This is a genomic window from Achromobacter sp. DH1f (assembly GCF_000633435.1).
Taxonomy (GTDB): Bacteria; Pseudomonadota; Gammaproteobacteria; order Burkholderiales; family Burkholderiaceae_B; genus Achromobacter; species Achromobacter deleyi.
Genome location: NZ_AYMF01000013.1, coordinates 49,830 through 65,239, shown reverse-complemented (window position 1 = coordinate 65,239; position 15,410 = coordinate 49,830). Strand labels below are relative to the sequence as shown.

General features: G+C 63.5%; 19 protein-coding genes. 17 read left to right on the top strand and 2 right to left on the bottom strand.

Annotated features, from left to right (window positions below; genetic code table 11):
* Positions 1-146: 146 nt before the first annotated feature.
* The 8 genes from U858_RS0113600 to U858_RS0113565 all read left to right on the top strand — a co-directional run bounded on the left by U858_RS0113600 (position 147) and on the right by U858_RS0113565 (position 8,074).
* Positions 147-803 carry a cytochrome b/b6 domain-containing protein gene (locus U858_RS0113600; protein ID WP_025137704.1) on the top strand — a complete coding sequence of 219 codons (657 nt, stop codon included), beginning with the start codon at positions 147-149 and terminating at the stop codon, positions 801-803.
* A gap of 10 nt (positions 804-813) precedes the next feature.
* Entirely contained in the window at positions 814-1,605 is a 792-nt protein-coding gene (locus U858_RS0113595; protein ID WP_025137703.1) for a molybdopterin-binding protein, read from the top strand.
* A gap of 54 nt (positions 1,606-1,659) precedes the next feature.
* A complete protein-coding gene (locus U858_RS0113590; protein WP_025137702.1) occupies positions 1,660-2,001 on the top strand; it encodes a pentapeptide MXKDX repeat protein in 342 nt (113 codons plus the stop codon).
* A 71-nt stretch (positions 2,002-2,072) separates the two neighbouring features.
* Positions 2,073-2,573, top strand: a complete 501-nt coding sequence (msrB, locus tag U858_RS0113585) for a peptide-methionine (R)-S-oxide reductase MsrB (RefSeq protein ID WP_025137701.1) — start codon at positions 2,073-2,075, stop codon at positions 2,571-2,573.
* A 37-nt stretch (positions 2,574-2,610) separates the two neighbouring features.
* Positions 2,611-3,303, top strand: coding sequence for a peptide-methionine (S)-S-oxide reductase MsrA (gene msrA, locus U858_RS0113580; protein WP_025137700.1), 693 nt, complete (start codon positions 2,611-2,613; stop codon positions 3,301-3,303).
* Positions 3,304-3,437: 134 nt separating this feature from the next.
* Positions 3,438-4,106, top strand: a complete 669-nt coding sequence (locus U858_RS0113575; RefSeq protein ID WP_025137699.1) for a type IV toxin-antitoxin system AbiEi family antitoxin domain-containing protein — start codon at positions 3,438-3,440, stop codon at positions 4,104-4,106.
* Positions 4,099-4,836: a Fic family protein gene (locus U858_RS0113570; RefSeq protein WP_025137698.1), complete on the top strand. Its 738-nt coding sequence runs from the start codon at positions 4,099-4,101 to the stop codon at positions 4,834-4,836. Before U858_RS0113575 ends, U858_RS0113570 begins: the two co-directional genes overlap by 8 nt.
* A gap of 394 nt (positions 4,837-5,230) precedes the next feature.
* Complete coding sequence (locus U858_RS0113565; protein WP_025137697.1) at positions 5,231-8,074, top strand: autotransporter domain-containing protein; 2,844 nt, start codon at positions 5,231-5,233, stop codon at positions 8,072-8,074.
* A gap of 185 nt (positions 8,075-8,259) precedes the next feature.
* On the opposite strand, the gene U858_RS0113560 is transcribed toward U858_RS0113565, so the two are convergent.
* Positions 8,260-8,952 carry a hypothetical protein gene (locus U858_RS0113560; RefSeq protein WP_025137696.1) on the bottom strand — a complete coding sequence of 231 codons (693 nt, stop codon included), beginning with the start codon at positions 8,950-8,952 and terminating at the stop codon, positions 8,260-8,262.
* 346 nt (positions 8,953-9,298) lie between these two features.
* On the opposite strand from U858_RS0113560, the gene U858_RS0113555 reads away from it, so the two are divergent.
* From U858_RS0113555 to U858_RS0113520, 8 genes are all read left to right on the top strand, one after another.
* Positions 9,299-9,844, top strand: a complete 546-nt coding sequence (locus U858_RS0113555; protein ID WP_025137695.1) for a hypothetical protein — start codon at positions 9,299-9,301, stop codon at positions 9,842-9,844.
* 48 nt (positions 9,845-9,892) lie between these two features.
* The gene (locus tag U858_RS0113550; protein ID WP_025137694.1) at positions 9,893-10,297 is read left to right on the top strand and encodes a hypothetical protein; all 405 of its coding nucleotides are present in this window, start codon (positions 9,893-9,895) and stop codon (positions 10,295-10,297) included.
* Between the two features lie 57 nt (positions 10,298-10,354).
* Positions 10,355-10,600, top strand: coding sequence for a hypothetical protein (locus tag U858_RS0113545; RefSeq protein WP_025137693.1), 246 nt, complete (start codon positions 10,355-10,357; stop codon positions 10,598-10,600).
* Positions 10,601-10,672: 72 nt separating this feature from the next.
* On the top strand, positions 10,673-11,056 hold the full coding sequence (locus tag U858_RS0113540; protein WP_025137692.1) for a cytochrome c: 384 nt from the start codon (positions 10,673-10,675) through the stop codon (positions 11,054-11,056).
* A 185-nt stretch (positions 11,057-11,241) separates the two neighbouring features.
* Positions 11,242-11,742 (top strand): hypothetical protein, encoded by a 501-nt coding sequence (locus tag U858_RS0113535; RefSeq protein ID WP_025137691.1) that lies wholly within the window; start codon positions 11,242-11,244, stop codon positions 11,740-11,742.
* Positions 11,743-11,819: 77 nt separating this feature from the next.
* Positions 11,820-12,476: an SH3 domain-containing protein gene (locus U858_RS0113530; RefSeq protein ID WP_025137690.1), complete on the top strand. Its 657-nt coding sequence runs from the start codon at positions 11,820-11,822 to the stop codon at positions 12,474-12,476.
* 60 nt (positions 12,477-12,536) lie between these two features.
* Positions 12,537-13,040 carry a hypothetical protein gene (locus U858_RS0113525; RefSeq protein WP_025137689.1) on the top strand — a complete coding sequence of 168 codons (504 nt, stop codon included), beginning with the start codon at positions 12,537-12,539 and terminating at the stop codon, positions 13,038-13,040.
* 3 nt (positions 13,041-13,043) lie between these two features.
* Positions 13,044-14,021, top strand: a complete 978-nt coding sequence (locus tag U858_RS0113520) for a hypothetical protein (protein WP_025137688.1) — start codon at positions 13,044-13,046, stop codon at positions 14,019-14,021.
* Between the two features lie 3 nt (positions 14,022-14,024).
* Here the strand turns inward: U858_RS0113520 and U858_RS0113515 are convergent, their stop codons facing one another.
* A complete protein-coding gene (locus tag U858_RS0113515; protein ID WP_025137687.1) occupies positions 14,025-14,957 on the bottom strand; it encodes a 2-hydroxyacid dehydrogenase in 933 nt (310 codons plus the stop codon).
* 100 nt (positions 14,958-15,057) lie between these two features.
* Here U858_RS0113515 and U858_RS0113510 point away from each other — a divergent pair, with 100 nt between their 5' ends.
* Positions 15,058-15,363, top strand: coding sequence for a cyclic-phosphate processing receiver domain-containing protein (locus tag U858_RS0113510; RefSeq protein WP_025137686.1), 306 nt, complete (start codon positions 15,058-15,060; stop codon positions 15,361-15,363).
* Positions 15,364-15,410 lie beyond the last annotated feature (47 nt).

The following is a 15,410-nucleotide window of genomic DNA, read 5'->3' as shown; positions in this document are numbered from 1 at the left end:
CGAAGGCTTGCGGGGGGCACCGCTATTGTCGCCAATCCGTGGCGGCCAGTTATCACATTTATTTTAAGTTTGCGTGAGGACTTGGATATCGGCGCCGGGGAAGAATGGCTCCAACGACAACGAACCGCCTCCCCAAGGAGCCCCCCATGGCCGCCAGAAGTGACCGCCCCCACGCCGCCCTGCCCCCCGGGCTGGCCGCCCAGGCCGCGCCTGCCGTCCCCGGCCCCATCCACCCCGGCTGGCTGCGCGTCACCCACTGGCTGAACGCCCTGGCCGTCGTCATCATGGTCACCAGCGGCTGGCGCGTCTACAACGCCGCACCGTTCTTCGACTTCACCTTTCCCAATGGCATCACCCTTGGCGGGTGGCTGGGCGGCGCCCTGCAATGGCATTTTGCCGGCATGTGGCTGCTGCTGGCCAACGGCCTGTTGTACCTGGGCCTGAACCTGACGACCGGCCGCCTGGCCCGCAAATTCTTCCCCGTCGGCCCGCGCGGCGTGCTGGCCGACCTGGGCGCCGCCCTGCGCGGCAAGCTCTCGCATGCCGACCCGCGCCACTACAACCAGGTGCAGCGGCTGGCCTACCTGTTCGTCATCGCCGACATCACGGTCCTGATCCTGTCCGGACTGGTGCTGTGGAAGTCGGTGCAGTTCGACACCCTGCGCGCGCTGCTTGGCGGCTATGAATTCGCGCGCCGCATCCATTTCTTCGCCATGGCGCTGCTGGTGGCTTTCGTGGCGGTTCACCTGGCCATGGTGGCCCTGGTGCCGCGCAGCCTCATCGCCATGATCCGCGGCAAATAAGGAGCCTCGCGTGAGCGCAAAACGACGCCTGTCACTGCTGGGCCTGGACGGCCCCGCCATCCTCAAAGAAGCCGTGAAGATCCTGGACAAGCGGGTCGAGGCGCCGTCGCGCCGCGCCTTCCTGCGCAGCAGCCTGACCCTGGGCGGCCTGGCCATGCTGTCCGGCTGTTCGCTGTCCGATGACGAGAACGTCGAGAAAGCGCTGACCACCGTGTCGCGCTTCAACGACCGCGTGCAGGGCTGGATCTTCGACCCCAACAAGCTTGCCCCCACCTACCCCGAGTCCATGATCACCCGACCGTTTCCGTTCAATGCCTACTACGGCATCGACGAGGTGCGGCACGTGGAAGAAGACAGCTTCCGGCTGGAAGTCACCGGCATGGTCGCCGACAAGCGCCGCTGGCGCCTGGACGAACTGCGCGCCATGGCCCAGATCGACCAGGTCACGCGCCACATCTGCGTCGAAGGCTGGAGCGCCATCGGCAAATGGGGCGGCGTGCCGTTTTCCACCTTTCTCAAGCGTGTCGGGGCCGACCTGACGGCCAAGTACGTCGGCTTCAAGTGCGCCGACGACTACTACACCAGCATCGACATGCCCACCGCGTTGCACCCGCAGACCATCCTGGCGCTGACGTACGACGGCAAGACCCTGCCGCCGGAGTACGGTTTTCCCATGAAGCTGCGGATGCCCACCAAGCTTGGCTACAAGAACCCCAAGCACATCCAGGCGATCTTCGTCACCAACACCTACCCAGGCGGTTACTGGGAGGACCAGGGCTACAACTGGTTCGGCGGCAGCTAGGTGGCTTTTTGCTCTTTTGTTTTTTCATTCAACGACACACCAAAGGAAATCATCATGAAGCAACTCACCACCGCCGCGTTTGCCGTCTGCCTCGCCTTCGGCGCCGTCGCGGCCCATGCGGCCGACAGCATGAGCAAGGATTCGATGTCCAAGGACGGCGCACCCGCCAGCAGCATGTCCAAGGATGGCATGGCGAAAGACGGCATGGCCAAGGACGGCATGTCCAAGGGCAGCATGAGCAAGGACGGCATGTCGCACGACGGCATGAAGAAGGATTCCATGGGCAAGGACGGGATGTCGAAGGATTCCATGTCCAAAGACTCGATGTCCAAGGACGGCATGTCCAAAGGCGGCATGAGCAAGGATTCCATGGGCAAGGATTCCATGAGCAAGTGAGGACGGGGGCCGGCCCATCCGGGCACCCCGGCCGCCGGCCCGCCCAACACCCCACACACACGGAGCCCATCATGAGACTGACACGCAGGCATTTCCTCAGCGCAGGCGGCGCCGTTGCCGCCGCCGCCGGCCTGGCGCCCTTGCTGGGCGCCAACCGCGCACGCGCGGCGCAAGCCCAGGCCTACCCCTACACGCTGACCGACGCCGAATGGCGCGCCAAGCTGACCGCCGCGCAATACGACGTGCTGCGCCGCGAGGGCACCGAACGCCCCTACACCAGCCCGCTGAACGACGAGCACCGCGCCGGCACCTTTGCCTGCGCCGGCTGCGCCCAGAAGCTGTTTTCGTCCACCACCAAATTCGACAGCGGCACCGGCTGGCCCAGCTTCTGGCAGCCACTGGATCACGCCGTGTCCACACTGGAAGACCGCAGCTTCGGCATGACCCGCACGGCCGTCAACTGCATCAACTGCGGCGGCCACCTGGGCCACGTCTTCGATGACGGCCCCCGCCCCACCGGCCTGCGCTACTGCATGAACGGCGTGGCCATGAGCTTCACCCCGCAGGCCTGACCCCGGCCCGCGTCTTTTCTGTACAGGAATCCGCATCATGCCTATCCGCCCCCTGCCCCGCGCCCTTTCTGCGGCCCTGCTCGCCACCGCCGGCCTGTTCGCCGCCAACGCAGCCGGCGCCGCCGAACGCGCCTTCATCATCCCGCCGCCCGCCGTCGACGAGCCGGCCACCGCCGCCCAGGAAAAAGCCGTCATCGCGGGCGGGTGCTTCTGGGGCGTGCAGGCCGTGTTCCAGCACGTAAAAGGCGTGACGTCCGCGGTGTCCGGCTATGCCGGCGGCCAGGCTTCCACTGCCGACTACGACACGGTCAGCGGCGGGCGCAGCGGTCATGCCGAATCCGTCGAAATCACCTATGACCCCAAGCAGGTCAGCTACGGCCAGCTGCTGCAGATCTATTTCTCGGTGGCGCACGACCCCACCCAGCTGAACCGCCAGGGCCCGGACAGCGGCACGCAGTACCGGTCCACCGTCTTCCCCACCAACGACAGCCAGCGCAAGGTGGCCGAAGCCTACATCGCGCAGCTGGACAAGGCGGGCGTGTATCCCAAGACGCTGGCGACCACGGTGGAACCGCTGAAGGGCTTCTATCCGGCCGAGGGCTATCACCAGGATTACCTGGTGCGCCACCCCTACAGCATGTACATCATGGTCAATGACGTACCCAAGGTGGAAAACCTGGCCAAGACCTTTCCGGGGATGTATCGGGACAAGCCGGTGCTGGTGAATTGAAAGGCGGCCGTACGGACCGCAAATTCCTGCAAATCTTGCCGTTTATCCGGCAAGATTTGCAACATTAAGCTATTGTTTTTAAATAACAAAACCCCATGTAGTACACTGGCAAGCTAGATTTGGAGACAGGCCAGATGCTGCTAGTTGATCGTGTGAAGAGTTCAGTGGCCAAACGTCACGGAACCATTGTCTTGCGGGCAGATTTGGAGCATCTGGGCAGCCCAAGCCAGATCAGCTTGGCGCTCACGCACCTCATTGCAGACGGCGTGCTGATTCGACTAGGCGAAGGCATTTACGCCAAGACTCGCCGTGACGAGCAAGGGAAGATCAAGCCGGCAGGTGCAGCGGAACCACTCGTTCACGAGATTCTTCTCAAATTGGGCATCGATCCAAACAACTCATGCACCGAAGAACAAGGTGGGCAAACTCGGGTGATCGTTGACGAGCCGGCCCGCAGAGTCTCGCGCCATCTTGTCCTGGATACCGGCCCTGTCGAGATCGTTTCTCCGTCTGCCCTGAAAAAGAATCACACTGTGCCGAGTGATCCCAAAGGGCTGCCGCGCCGCAATGTCGGAAAGTACATCGCAGTCATCGCTCGAATGCACCATGTTTCCCCAGAGCGTACAGGCCTGGACCAATGGGCCGAAGCCGTCAGCCGCGCCGCGGGAGACACGGTTCAACTTGACGATGTGGGCCGCCTGCTTGCCAAGCTAAAGCAACAGCAGGTGATTACCGGCAAGCAGATGGCCCATCTGATGAACAATTACGTCACCGAACGCCATGAAGCGAACGCGCATGTTTGATCCATTTGGTGATTTTGAAACTGCCGGCTATCTGCGCAATGAACTTGGATTGAAAGATCCGGAAAATATAAAGATTCAAGAACACCTGTTCTTTACCGCCAATCTTCAAGAAGCTGCCGAATACCTGGCAGGCAGGTCCGAGATTACCTACGAAGATTTCTGCAAGGTTCACAACATCCTATTTTTCGGTTTTTACCCGTGGGCCGGCCAAGATCGCCAAACGCTCGGCGTGGCCAGGCTCGTCAGCAAGGCCGGCCGAGTCGATTTTTCAGAATCAGGTGAATCTGAACGTGCAGTGCAATACGGGCTGCGGCTAGGAAATGACTCAGAATATATCGCCCGGCGCCCAGGTGAAGTGATGGGCCTGTTTGCATGGGGACACCCATTTCTGGATGGCAATGGTCGCACCATGGTTGTCGTTCATACCGAGCTCATGGCGCGCGCTGGCTTGCTGGTCAATTGGGCCGCTTCGACAAAAAACGATTATCTCGAGGCGTTGACACAGGAATTGGAGTCCCCACGCGACGGCGCCCTGGATGCCTATATGCTCCCGCTCGTGCAGCCGCTACGCCGCAGCCATCGCTGGATTGATCAAATCCGAGAACTTCCCGGCCTGGCTGGCACGAACGAAGACATTGGATCGGATGTAACGTATGCCGAGGATGACGTCGAGGCTCAACGGCGGTATCTGGAAAAAGCTAAAAGGCGGCAATACTCGATTCCGGATTGAAGAATATCGTGCGCAACCGCTAAAACCGAGCCAACCTGCCTTATTGCGCATTATGAATAATATTGTGGCCGCCTTGAGCGGCCACACTCCTTTCCGGTCTCGTGGCGCCTCCCCCAATACGATGAAATGTATCAATTCACACCATTTTGATAATGCGGACGGTATCTAAAACCCCGTTTAAAATCAACCGGTTGGTATCCATAACCCGACCCTTAATAATACGGATGGTATCCACACACCCCTACTTTGTATTGCAAAAAAATTAGTATAAATTCCGTCCTTTTTTCGATTCCTCACAGCGCCAGAGCATTTTGTTTCGTTATGCAGCACCTTCGTTACATCGACGAAAAATGCCCGGGCGAGATTATCAATCGAAATACAAAGGACTCCAGTTTTGACCTCTGGCAAAAACAAATGGCTGACCGCGACGCTCGCGCTCAGCACGACCTACTGCGGCGGCGCCCTGGCCGCCGACCTGACGGTGGCGCCCGGCAATACCCAGGTATTCGACGGCTCGGCCAACTTCCCTGGCGGTGTTGACGTCAATGGCGGCACGCTGGTCGTCGGCGGCAATGGCGGCGGCGCTGGCGTGACGCTCAACGGCAACGTCAATGCCGTGTCGAACGCCACCGTGTCCGGCTTTGGCACGGTCAACGGCAACCTGAATGTCTCGGGCAATTCGCGCGTGGCCCCCGGTTATCCCGTCGGCACGCCCACCGGCGTGTCCAACGGCAACCTGGTCGTCAAGGGCGACCTGTCGATGAACAATGCCGTATTCGACTTCGAAACCGGTTATGCCGGCCTGCCCATCACCCAGCCCGGCACCGGCGACAACATCACCGTCGGCGGCAATGTCGCGCTGAACAACACGACGCTGAACGTCTCGGTCAATACCCTGGGGGTCAACGCCGGCTATTACCGCATTCTGTCGTACGGCGGCACCTTGAGCGGCAACGGCCTGACGCTGGGCACCGTCACCGGCGATTCCGTGCCGGCCGCCAACATCCAATCGCTGACCGGCGACAAGCAGATCAACCTGATCCTCGGCCCCAGCACCACCAACCTGTGGAACGGCAATGGCCTGGCATCCGCCACCCGCGCGGGCGGCGGCAACGGCACCTGGAGCGCCACCGGCGGCAACTGGAACAGCCCCACCAATGCCACCGGCGCCCTGCCCGATGGCGGCTATGCCATCTTCACCGGCGCGGCCGGTACGGTCACGGTCGACGGCGGCGCGGGCCCCGTGCGCGTGTCGGGCATCCAATTCGCCACCGACCGCTACACCGTGCAAGGCGCGCCCATCACCCTGGGCGGCAACGGCGGCAACCCGCCCGCCCTCGTCGTGGGCGACGGCACCTATGCGTCGGGCCAGTTCGTCGACACCATCCACAACCCGCTGCAGGGCACGCAGGGCTTCGTCAAGACCGGCCCCGGCTCGCTGATCCTGACCGCCGACAGCAGCGGCCTGTCCGGCCCCATCCTGATCGCCGACGGCGCCCTGGAAATCGATGGCAAGCTGAACGGCCCCATGGACATCGGCCGCGAAGTCGTGCTGGCCGGCGTCGGCCAGGTCGGCACCACCACGCTGTACCCCACCGCCGTCATCTCGCCGGGCAACGATGGCTCGCCCATCGGCACGCTCACCGTCAACGGCAACCTGACCTTCGGCCAAGACACCATCTACCGCGTGCACGCCGACCCCGCCAGCAGCGCCAGCGACCGCATCCACGTCACCGGCATCGCCTACCTGGACGGCACCGTGGCCCACGTGGGCCCCGACGGCAACTACGCGCCGCGCACCACCTACAACATCCTGACCGCGGACGGCGGCATCCAGGGGCGCTTCACCGGCGCCTCCAGCAATTACGCCTTCCTGACCCCCACGCTGAGCTACGACGCGAAAAACGCCTTCATGACGCTCACGCGCAATGACGTGCCGATCGGCGACATCGGCAATTCCGGCAACGAAAACGCCGTGGGCGATGCGCTGGACAAGGAAGACCCGCCCGCCAAGGGCAACGGGAACGGCAACGGCTCGTCGGCCTCCGGCAGTGGCTCGTCGGGCACCGGCAACGGCACGTCGGCGAACGGCAACAACGCCGCCTCGGCCGGCAACGGCTCGCCCGTCATCGGCAGCGGCATCACCTCGCCCAAGAACACCGGCGCCAGCCAGGTCACGACCGCCGTGCTGACCATGACGCCCACCGAAGCGCGATCGGCCCTGAAGCAGCTGGCGGGCGAAGCCTACGCCAGCACCGCCAGCGTCCTGCAAGGCCAGAGCGACACCGTGCGCACCTTGCCGCTGGATCACCTGCGCGGCAACCTGGACGCCCCGGCGTTGGCCGGCCAGCCCACCGCCCAATTGGGTTCGCCTTCGTCCGACGCCCTGCCGCAAAGCGGCGCGCACCCGGTCTGGGCGCAAGTCTTCGGCAACTGGGGCAGCCTGGGCGGCGACGGCAACGCCTCGCGCGTCAGCCAATCGGCCGGCGGCCTGTTCGTGGGCACCGATGCCGCCGTGGGCGGCGGTTGGCGCCTGGGCGGCGCGGTCGGCTACACCGGCAGCCACAGCTCCGTGTCCGACATCTCGGCGCGCACCGACGTCGACAGCTACACGGCCACGGTATTCGGCGGCCGCAATTTCCCCGCCGGCCCCGGCCACATCCGCTTCATGGCCGGCGCCGCCTACACCTGGCACGACATCGACACCAAGCGCAACGTCGTGGCCGGCAGCCTGAACCAGCAGTTGAAGTCCTCGTACAACGCCTCGTCCACGCAGGTGTTCACCGAACTGGGCTACCACCTGCCGCTGGGCGATGCCTACAGCATCGAACCCTACGCCGGCCTGGCCTGGAACCAGTTGCGCACCCGCGACTTCCAGGAATCGGGCGGATCGGCCGCCCTGCGCGGATCGGGCACCACCGACGATGTCACCAGCACCACGCTGGGCCTGCGCGGCGCATGGCAGTTTGAATCGAACCGCGCCCCCGGCCGCATCACCGCGTCGCTGGGCTGGCGCCATGCCATGGGCGACGTCAAGCCCCGCCAGGACCTGGCCTTCGACGGCGGCAGCACGTTCTCGGTCAGCGGCGCACCGATAGCGCAGAACGCGGCCGTGCTGGGCCTGGGCGCCGAAATCGCCATCGCCCGCAACACCACCGCGGGCGTTGCGTATGACGCGCAGTTTGGCGGCGGCAACCGGCAGCAGTCGGGCATGTTCAAGCTGGCGGTGCGTTTCTAAGCTGAGGATGGAAATACTGCAGGCGTCGAATCGGGTCGCCTGCAGTTCTCATCACGCAAGGAAAGATGCTGGAACACACAACCTTGAGGTCGGCTTAGCGCAGTCGAATCTTTCTTTGTACTGGGCGGACAAGGACCTCAGATTGCAATGCCTTGCCTATTGGGAACGGATCGCCACGTGGAAACCTAGCTGATTGGTGTGACGCTCCAAGATGCGTACTGCCCAAAGTTCGCTCTGCAGTATTTGCAGGTCTCGCTGTGCAACGGAATGACTTTGTCGCAACTTGGGCAAAGCCCTTTCGGGCCCTCATTGGAAGCCTTCTCATCCAGAAGCCGTTGAGCTTCGGCCTCCGCCTTCGGATTGGGCCACACTGGCGGACGGAACAAGCGCGCCTTCAAAACGTCCGCTTCCTCCGCAGTGATGGACTGGTTTGCGAGATGAGCCGCAATCACCTGTTCCCGCTCCTGGATCCAACGAGGGTCCAGTCGTCTTAATTCCACAAATACGGGGGCAAGATAAATCCGCAGCGGAGCTGGATCCATCGCACCGTAATGCAGGTGCAACTCTCCAAAATTTGTCGTCAGCGTCACGAAGGTATGAATCTTCTTTTTAGTCGTGAGCACGTTCAAAACGCTGGCAAGAGCCACACCCTCCAGTGCTCCCTCCACGCCAAAACCACCGCCTATGAAGCCGCCGCCTGTGGTGACAGTGCCAGGTCCGTTCACAGTGATGTCGATTAACTCCACCAGTGAAAACCTGGCTATCGATTCTGGACCGCTACAAGTCACAGCCCCGCCGCAGAAGCTGACGGTACTGGAGTTGCCGGGAAAGAACGGAAAACCACTAGCTCCGAGCACTATGCAATCTTTCAGGATCAATACGGGACTCTCACCTGACTCTGTCATTTTTTCCTCTAATTTCCAAAGACAATTAAAGCGTTGACCATTCTTCGAAGTGAAATATCGACTAGATCCGTGCAAATTGGCAATGGCAGAATCAATTTCAGCTTGATGAGCCTATCCTCACCCTGACCTGCCCCCACGAAATTCACTGCTGGCCGTACGCTACCGCACGACACTATCGCAGGCATGCTCACGAACCTTGCCAATCAGTTGTATTCTTTCGCCCGTTGTCATCATTCGCGAGGGAATGCCCGTGCATTGCCAAACTTGCGGGGCTGCGTTCCGCGGCCGCGGTCCTCTTTGCGACGAATGCAAAAAGACCTTGTCCGGCTTGTCCAGCCCCAAGCCGTCCCCGGCGCCGGACGGCGGTTTCAAGGCCGACCAGGATATTCTTGAATCCGGGTATCGCCGACCGCCCTCCAAGGAAGGCGGCTGGAGCCTGCCGCAGCTCGTGCGCACCAACATCATTCCCATCGCGTTTCGCGGCCACTCGCTCAAGCGCCTGTGGCTGACGGCCATCGGCGCGGCCGGGGTCATCGCCAGCTTGGGCGAGATGTTCTATCGCTGGGGCGTCTGGTGGATCTGGCCGATCCTGCCGTTCAGCCTGACGCTGGTGATCGGCTATAACCTGCTGCGCAAACGGTTCTTCACCGTGGTGGGTTGGTTCAACTTCGAATCCGACAGGCACGGCAGCGTCTATATCACCACGCTCGGCGGCGATTGCCCCGTATGCAATGGGGAAATCGGGCTGAAAGATGTTGGCCCCAAGCGTGAAACCAAGATCGTCATCCAATGCAAGGCCGACTCGACCCACCGCTGGGGCTTCAATTCCGCCGACCTGGAGGAATTGGAACCGCGTGCGTCCTGATCGGCCGCCCCCTTCTTTGAACCTCAACCCGTCAAGGACGCGCCCCTCATGCACACCAAGCCTTCATTCTTTGCCCGCTGGGCGCCCCGCTGCGCCGTGATCCTGCCCGCCGTGCTGCTGGCCGCCTGCGCCGCCCCGACCACCTACCGGCAAGACGTGCGCAGCATTCCCGTCAAGGGCACGCCGCTCACCCCCGATCCGCCATACGCGCTGGAAAAGCTGGTGCCGCTGCTGTCCATCACCAGCGGCTGCAAGGAAACGCCCAAATCCGTCACGGTGGCCCTGGTCAGCAAGTCCGACGACATCCGCACCAACGCCGCCAAGACCGCACTCATCTCGGGATCGGCCCGGGAAGCCTGGAATTTCGAAGCCTGCGGCCGCACCATTCCGATGTTCATCACGTATACGTTCATGCCCGATGGGCAGACGGCTTATCAATTTGCGGCCAAGTAGCGGGTGGCCATCGCCAGGCGGCAACGTCAGCCTGGTGCCCCAAGGAGCATCGCAGCAATGGGCATCGAATACCAGATCAAGTTCGCCGTCCCCGCTGGTTATGATCCGTCCGCGCTGATCAAGAAGCTGCCGGATGCGATCGAGCGGCCGTCCATGGCGGACATCTACCGCTATGCGGTGGAGCCGGCGGGTTTCTACTTCGTGGACCATCTTGTGAACCCCGCGATTGCCTCACTGGCCCTTCGCCGGCTCATCGATGAAGCATTGCGCCATGGCGAGCGAGTAGAGATCATCGAGCCATGACGGGCCGAGGGCCAGGACACCGTCGCGTCCTGGATTCCCTCGACCCTTATTCAATTCATATAAAAAGACAAAATGACAGTACGTGCTTTAAGCATCGCCTCGCTGGGCGTTGCATTGCTGGCTCAAGCCGCCCCCGCGTTCGCGCAGAACCTCAACGGCAAGAACCTGTTCACGCAGCGATGTGCCATGTGCCACGGGGCAGACATCAAAGGCACCGGCCCGTTGGCCAAGAAGAGCAACCCGCCTACCCCCGATCTGACCACCGCCGCTTTCAAGAAGCGGCTGCATGATTATCCGGGCGTCATCGTGTCATCGGTGATCCTGCGCCCGAACGGCGATTTGATCCCCAAGACGTTGAAAGAGAACGGCGTGAAGGTGCCGCCGCACGCCTGGACGGTTCAGGATTTTCGCGATCTGAACAAATACATGACGGATGTGATCGCAAAAAGCCGATGAATTCGAGCGGCGTGGCGCCGGAAGTTCGGCGATCACGGCCGCTACTTCGGCCAATTCCCTCCCACTGTGTCAAAACCGCCCTGTTCCTCCTGCCCGTGCCGGGAAATCGGCGCGGCGTTCAGTTAAAGTGCTGGTGATCCCGCGAACCTTCGGGTTCCCCCATCCCCTCCAGGAGCAGTACCGCAGTGAATGACACCCGCACGCCCGAGTCCGATATCGCCGAAGACCGCAAGGAACAAGAAGCCAGGTTGTGGCGCGATGACGGCTGGACCGCTCGGATCATCAAGAACGAAGACGACGACGGCTGGGCCGTGGAGATGACGCTGGACGGCCAGGCCGAGCCGGCGCTGGTAGGCCCCTGGACGATGGGCCGCGACAAGAAGAACCCCAAGCCGATGGACGGCCCCGCCTTCTCCACCCTGGTCAAGACCGCCAACGAAGTGCTGCGCCGCCACGAACAGCAATTGCACGCGACGCTGCACAAGAGCGTGAAGATCGACGCCGACGCCGGCCGCCTGACGATCAAGCTGGACATCGTTCCCGACGAAGACGAACCCTATGCCGTGCTGAGCGCCTACGACGAATTCGGCGAACAGCTGGCCCAGACCCACGTGGCGCCGACCTACAAGCTGAACGTGCAGCGCGCCTCGGAATGGGTCAGCGGCGGTTTCCCCAAGCACGGCTGATACCGCGGGCTGCCCGGCCCACACCGCAGCCCGCCTCCCCTGTCTTTCCAGTTTCCATCGACGACGAGATCAAGCCCATGACCTTTCGACCGATATTCCTGGTACTTGCCACACTGACCCTGTCGCCCGCGTTCGCCGCCCCGCCGCCCGCTCAGGTCACGGCCTGGACCCCGCCGGGGGCCACCACCTGCAGCTTCTCTGGCTGGACGAACGACGAAAAGCCCGTGGTGCAGGTGCGCGCGGCGCCGTCCTCCCAGGCCAAGGTGCTGGGCACCCTGCCGACGACCCGCGGTGAAGGCCCGGACCCCACCATCGACTACTACAGCGTCACGTTCGATGTGGCCGAGGCGCGCGACGGCTGGCTCAGGATCAAGAACGCCAGCGACGCCAAGACCGGCAACGATCAAAGCCGGCCGCGGCCCGTGTACCAGGGCGAAGGCTGGATCGAAGCCGGCGATGCGAATATCGCCATCCAGTCGGCGCGCGGATACGCCCGCCCGGACCCCGCCAGCCAACGGCTGCTGGACCTGCAGGACAACTGGCTGACCGAACGGGCCAAGGTGCAAGGCATCGTCGCCTGCGATGGCCAATGGTTGCTGCTGGACTACGAAATACGCAACAGCGACAAGTTCGAAGCACTGCCCCCCAAGGACCGCACGCGCGGACGGGCGTGGTTTCGGGGCATCTGCGAGATATCGGAAACCACCTGCGATATGCCGTCGGTGGACAAATAGCGGCGTCAGCCGAACCACGCGGCGCCCTTGCCGCCCGGCGATGGCGCCCCAGGAGACCCCATGACCCAGCTTCCTCCCGAAGCCATTGCTGCGCTGGAGCGCGGCAAGCTGATCGAAGCCATCAAGATCACGCGTGACCAGACCGGCATGGACCTGAAGTCGTCCAAGGAAGCGGTCGAACGGTACGCCAATAGCAGCGAGCAAGAGCGCGGCGCAGGCGCCGTCGGCAGCGCAACCCGCAGCACGACCGAAGCCGGGGCCATCCAAGGTAACCGGCCCACGGTGCCGGCCGCCGCGCTTGACGCCCTGGCGCGCGGCCATAAGGTCGAAGCCGTGCGGCTCACGCGCGATGCCACTGGCCTGGGGTTGGCCGACGCCCTCAAGCTGGTCGACGCCCAACTGAACCCTGCCGCCGAAAACGACGTCCCCCTGTCATCGAACAGGCTGGGCGACCCGATGGCCGAACCCGGCCGGGTGCCGCGCGGCGGCTTCAAATGGCTGCCCATCGCCATCGTCTTGCTGCTGTTCGCGCTGGCATGGATCACACTCGGCAAAGGCTTCTGACACATGATCGTTCCTGAGTACTGGGCCGAAGGCCGCATCCAGCAGCAGGTGGCCGCCAAGCAATACACCGTGCGCCGCTACGGCTGGTCCGACGACAGCGCGATGGCCGCGCAGGCGCATGCCGACCAGCGCACGCGCGAGGCCTTCGACCGCATCGTCAATGGCGAACCGCTGCAGCGCCGCGAGCGCAAGCTGGCGTACAACGGCGCCGACGGCATGCCGATCCGCGAGGAAGTCCTGGAACGCCAGGGCGACAGCATCATCACCCGCAACGGCTACGGGGCGCGCTGCCTGAACACGCCCAACGTGATGTTCGTCGACGTCGACTTCGAAGACCGGCGCGGCAGCGCGCGCGGGCTGACGGTAATCGGCGCGGCGTTTCTGATGGCCTTCGCGGTGGGCTACGCCACGCACTCGGCGATGGCGGGCCTGGCCACGCTCATCCTGGTGACGGCGTTCGGTTTCTGGCGCGCACGCGCCGAGGGACTGCGCCTGACCGAGGACAAAAGTGATCAACTGACGGGCCTGCGGGAACGCGTGGATCAGTTCATCCAGCAACGGCCCGACTGGCACCTGCGGCTGTACCGCACGCCGTCGGGCGCACGCATTCTGGCGATGCACGACGTGTTCGCGCCCGCAGATGCCGGCGCGACCGAGGCTTTCGAGGCGCTGGGCGCCGACCCGGTCTATGCGCGCATGTGCCGCAACCAGAACTGTTTTCGGGCGCGCCTGAGCGCCAAGCCGTGGCGGGTGGACATCGACGAACACCTGCCGCGTCCAAGCGTCTGGCCTGTGCCCTTCGAGAAGCAGGCCGCCCGCAACGCCTGGGTGGCGCGCTACGAAAAGGCCGCGCAAGGTTTTGCCGCTTGCCAGTACCTGGGCAGCGTGGGCAACACGCTGAACGTGCATCCGGATGCGCTGGCCGTGCAGGAACTGCACGACGACCGCACCCGCGCCCACAGCGGGCTTGCGCTGGCCTGACCGCTAGATCGGCGTCACCGCCCCGCTGCCGGAAAAATGCCCATCGATGTTCTGGACAAAGGTGGTGAACTGCGCCTGGATGGACTCGGGTGACCAGCCGGCCAGGTGCGGCGTCAGGGTCAGGTTGTCCAGGCCGATGAGTTCGGCAGGCGGCTGGGGTTCGCTTTCGTACACGTCGATGCCCGCGCCAGCGATGGTGCCCGCGGCCAGCGCGACCGCCAGGGCCTGGGTGTCGACAATGCTGCCGCGGCCCACGTTGACCAGATAACCGTCGGCGCCCAGGGCCTGCAGTACGTCGGCGTTGATCATGTGGTGCGTGGACGCGCCGCCCGGCGCGGCGCAGACCAGGACATCGCACCACGCCGCCAGCCCCAGCACGCTGTCGAAGTACTGATGCGGCGAACCCGGCTTGGCGTTGCGGTTGTGGTAGGCCACCGGCATGCTGAAACCCTGGGCGCGCGTGGCGATCTTTTCGCCGATGGCGCCCATGCCCAGAATGCCCAGCCGCTTGCCCGAGACGTTGCGCGGCGGGGTGATGGCGGTGCGCCATACGCCGTCTCGGCACAGTTGGTCGAGCTTGCGAAAATCGCGGATGCAGGCGATGACCAGCCCCATGGCATGATCGGCCACGCATTCGTCGTTGGCGCCGCGGCCATTGGTGACGACGATGCCACGCGCCTTGGCCGCATCGACATCCACGCGCTCGTGGCCCACGCCCATGCAGGAAACCAGCGCCAAGGCGGGCATGGCTGCGATTTCCTCGGCGGTCAGGCCGATGGTGCCGATGGTCAGCACCGCCTGGAAGCGCGCGCCGTGCGTGGCGATGGCCGCTTTGCGCTCATCGGCCGAGGGGGCATACGTGACGTCGTAGCGCTGCTTCAGCGCATCCAGGTTGGCGGACACGACGGGGCAGAGAATCAGAAGTGGGATTTTCATGGGGTGAGCGGCAAGGGGCGTGGCCCGCGTCGCGTTCATAGAAGCCGAGACGGGGTAAAACTATATGCCTTTGCCAACGTCATGCCAACAAGGAACAACAATGAAGGTCTTTCTCGACGACGTGCGCGTTACCCCGGATGGCTGGGTGCGCACATTCTGGCCCGAAGAAGTGATTGCCCTCTTGAAGACGGGCGAGGTCACCGAACTCTCGCTCGACCACGATCTGGGCGATGACGAACACGGCACGGGCTACACAGTGCTGTTGTGGCTGGAAGAACAAGTGGCCGTGCATGGCATGACGCCCCCGGCCATTCGCGTCCATTCCGCCAATTCGGCGGCCCGACTGAAAATGCAAGCCGCCATCGCGGCCATCAACCGGCACGCGGATCAGCGCGGTGTTGCGTGATTATCGGTATGGCACGCCTGGGCTCATAGAGCCCAGGCCTGGCACGC

Coding starts and splice junctions, on each gene's coding strand:
- U858_RS0113600 (WP_025137704.1), top strand. CDS start 147: ATGGCCGCCAGAAGTGACCGCCCCCACGCCGCCCTGCCCCCCGGGCTG.
- U858_RS0113590 (WP_025137702.1), top strand. CDS start 1,660: ATGAAGCAACTCACCACCGCCGCGTTTGCCGTCTGCCTCGCCTTCGGC.
- msrB (WP_025137701.1), top strand. CDS start 2,073: ATGAGACTGACACGCAGGCATTTCCTCAGCGCAGGCGGCGCCGTTGCC.
- msrA (WP_025137700.1), top strand. CDS start 2,611: ATGCCTATCCGCCCCCTGCCCCGCGCCCTTTCTGCGGCCCTGCTCGCC.
- U858_RS0113575 (WP_025137699.1), top strand. CDS start 3,438: ATGCTGCTAGTTGATCGTGTGAAGAGTTCAGTGGCCAAACGTCACGGA.
- U858_RS0113570 (WP_025137698.1), top strand. CDS start 4,099: ATGTTTGATCCATTTGGTGATTTTGAAACTGCCGGCTATCTGCGCAAT.
- U858_RS0113550 (WP_025137694.1), top strand. CDS start 9,893: ATGCACACCAAGCCTTCATTCTTTGCCCGCTGGGCGCCCCGCTGCGCC.
- U858_RS0113545 (WP_025137693.1), top strand. CDS start 10,355: ATGGGCATCGAATACCAGATCAAGTTCGCCGTCCCCGCTGGTTATGAT.
- U858_RS0113540 (WP_025137692.1), top strand. CDS start 10,673: ATGACAGTACGTGCTTTAAGCATCGCCTCGCTGGGCGTTGCATTGCTG.
- U858_RS0113530 (WP_025137690.1), top strand. CDS start 11,820: ATGACCTTTCGACCGATATTCCTGGTACTTGCCACACTGACCCTGTCG.
- U858_RS0113525 (WP_025137689.1), top strand. CDS start 12,537: ATGACCCAGCTTCCTCCCGAAGCCATTGCTGCGCTGGAGCGCGGCAAG.
- U858_RS0113520 (WP_025137688.1), top strand. CDS start 13,044: ATGATCGTTCCTGAGTACTGGGCCGAAGGCCGCATCCAGCAGCAGGTG.
- U858_RS0113515 (WP_025137687.1), bottom strand. CDS start 14,957: ATGAAAATCCCACTTCTGATTCTCTGCCCCGTCGTGTCCGCCAACCTG.
- U858_RS0113510 (WP_025137686.1), top strand. CDS start 15,058: ATGAAGGTCTTTCTCGACGACGTGCGCGTTACCCCGGATGGCTGGGTG.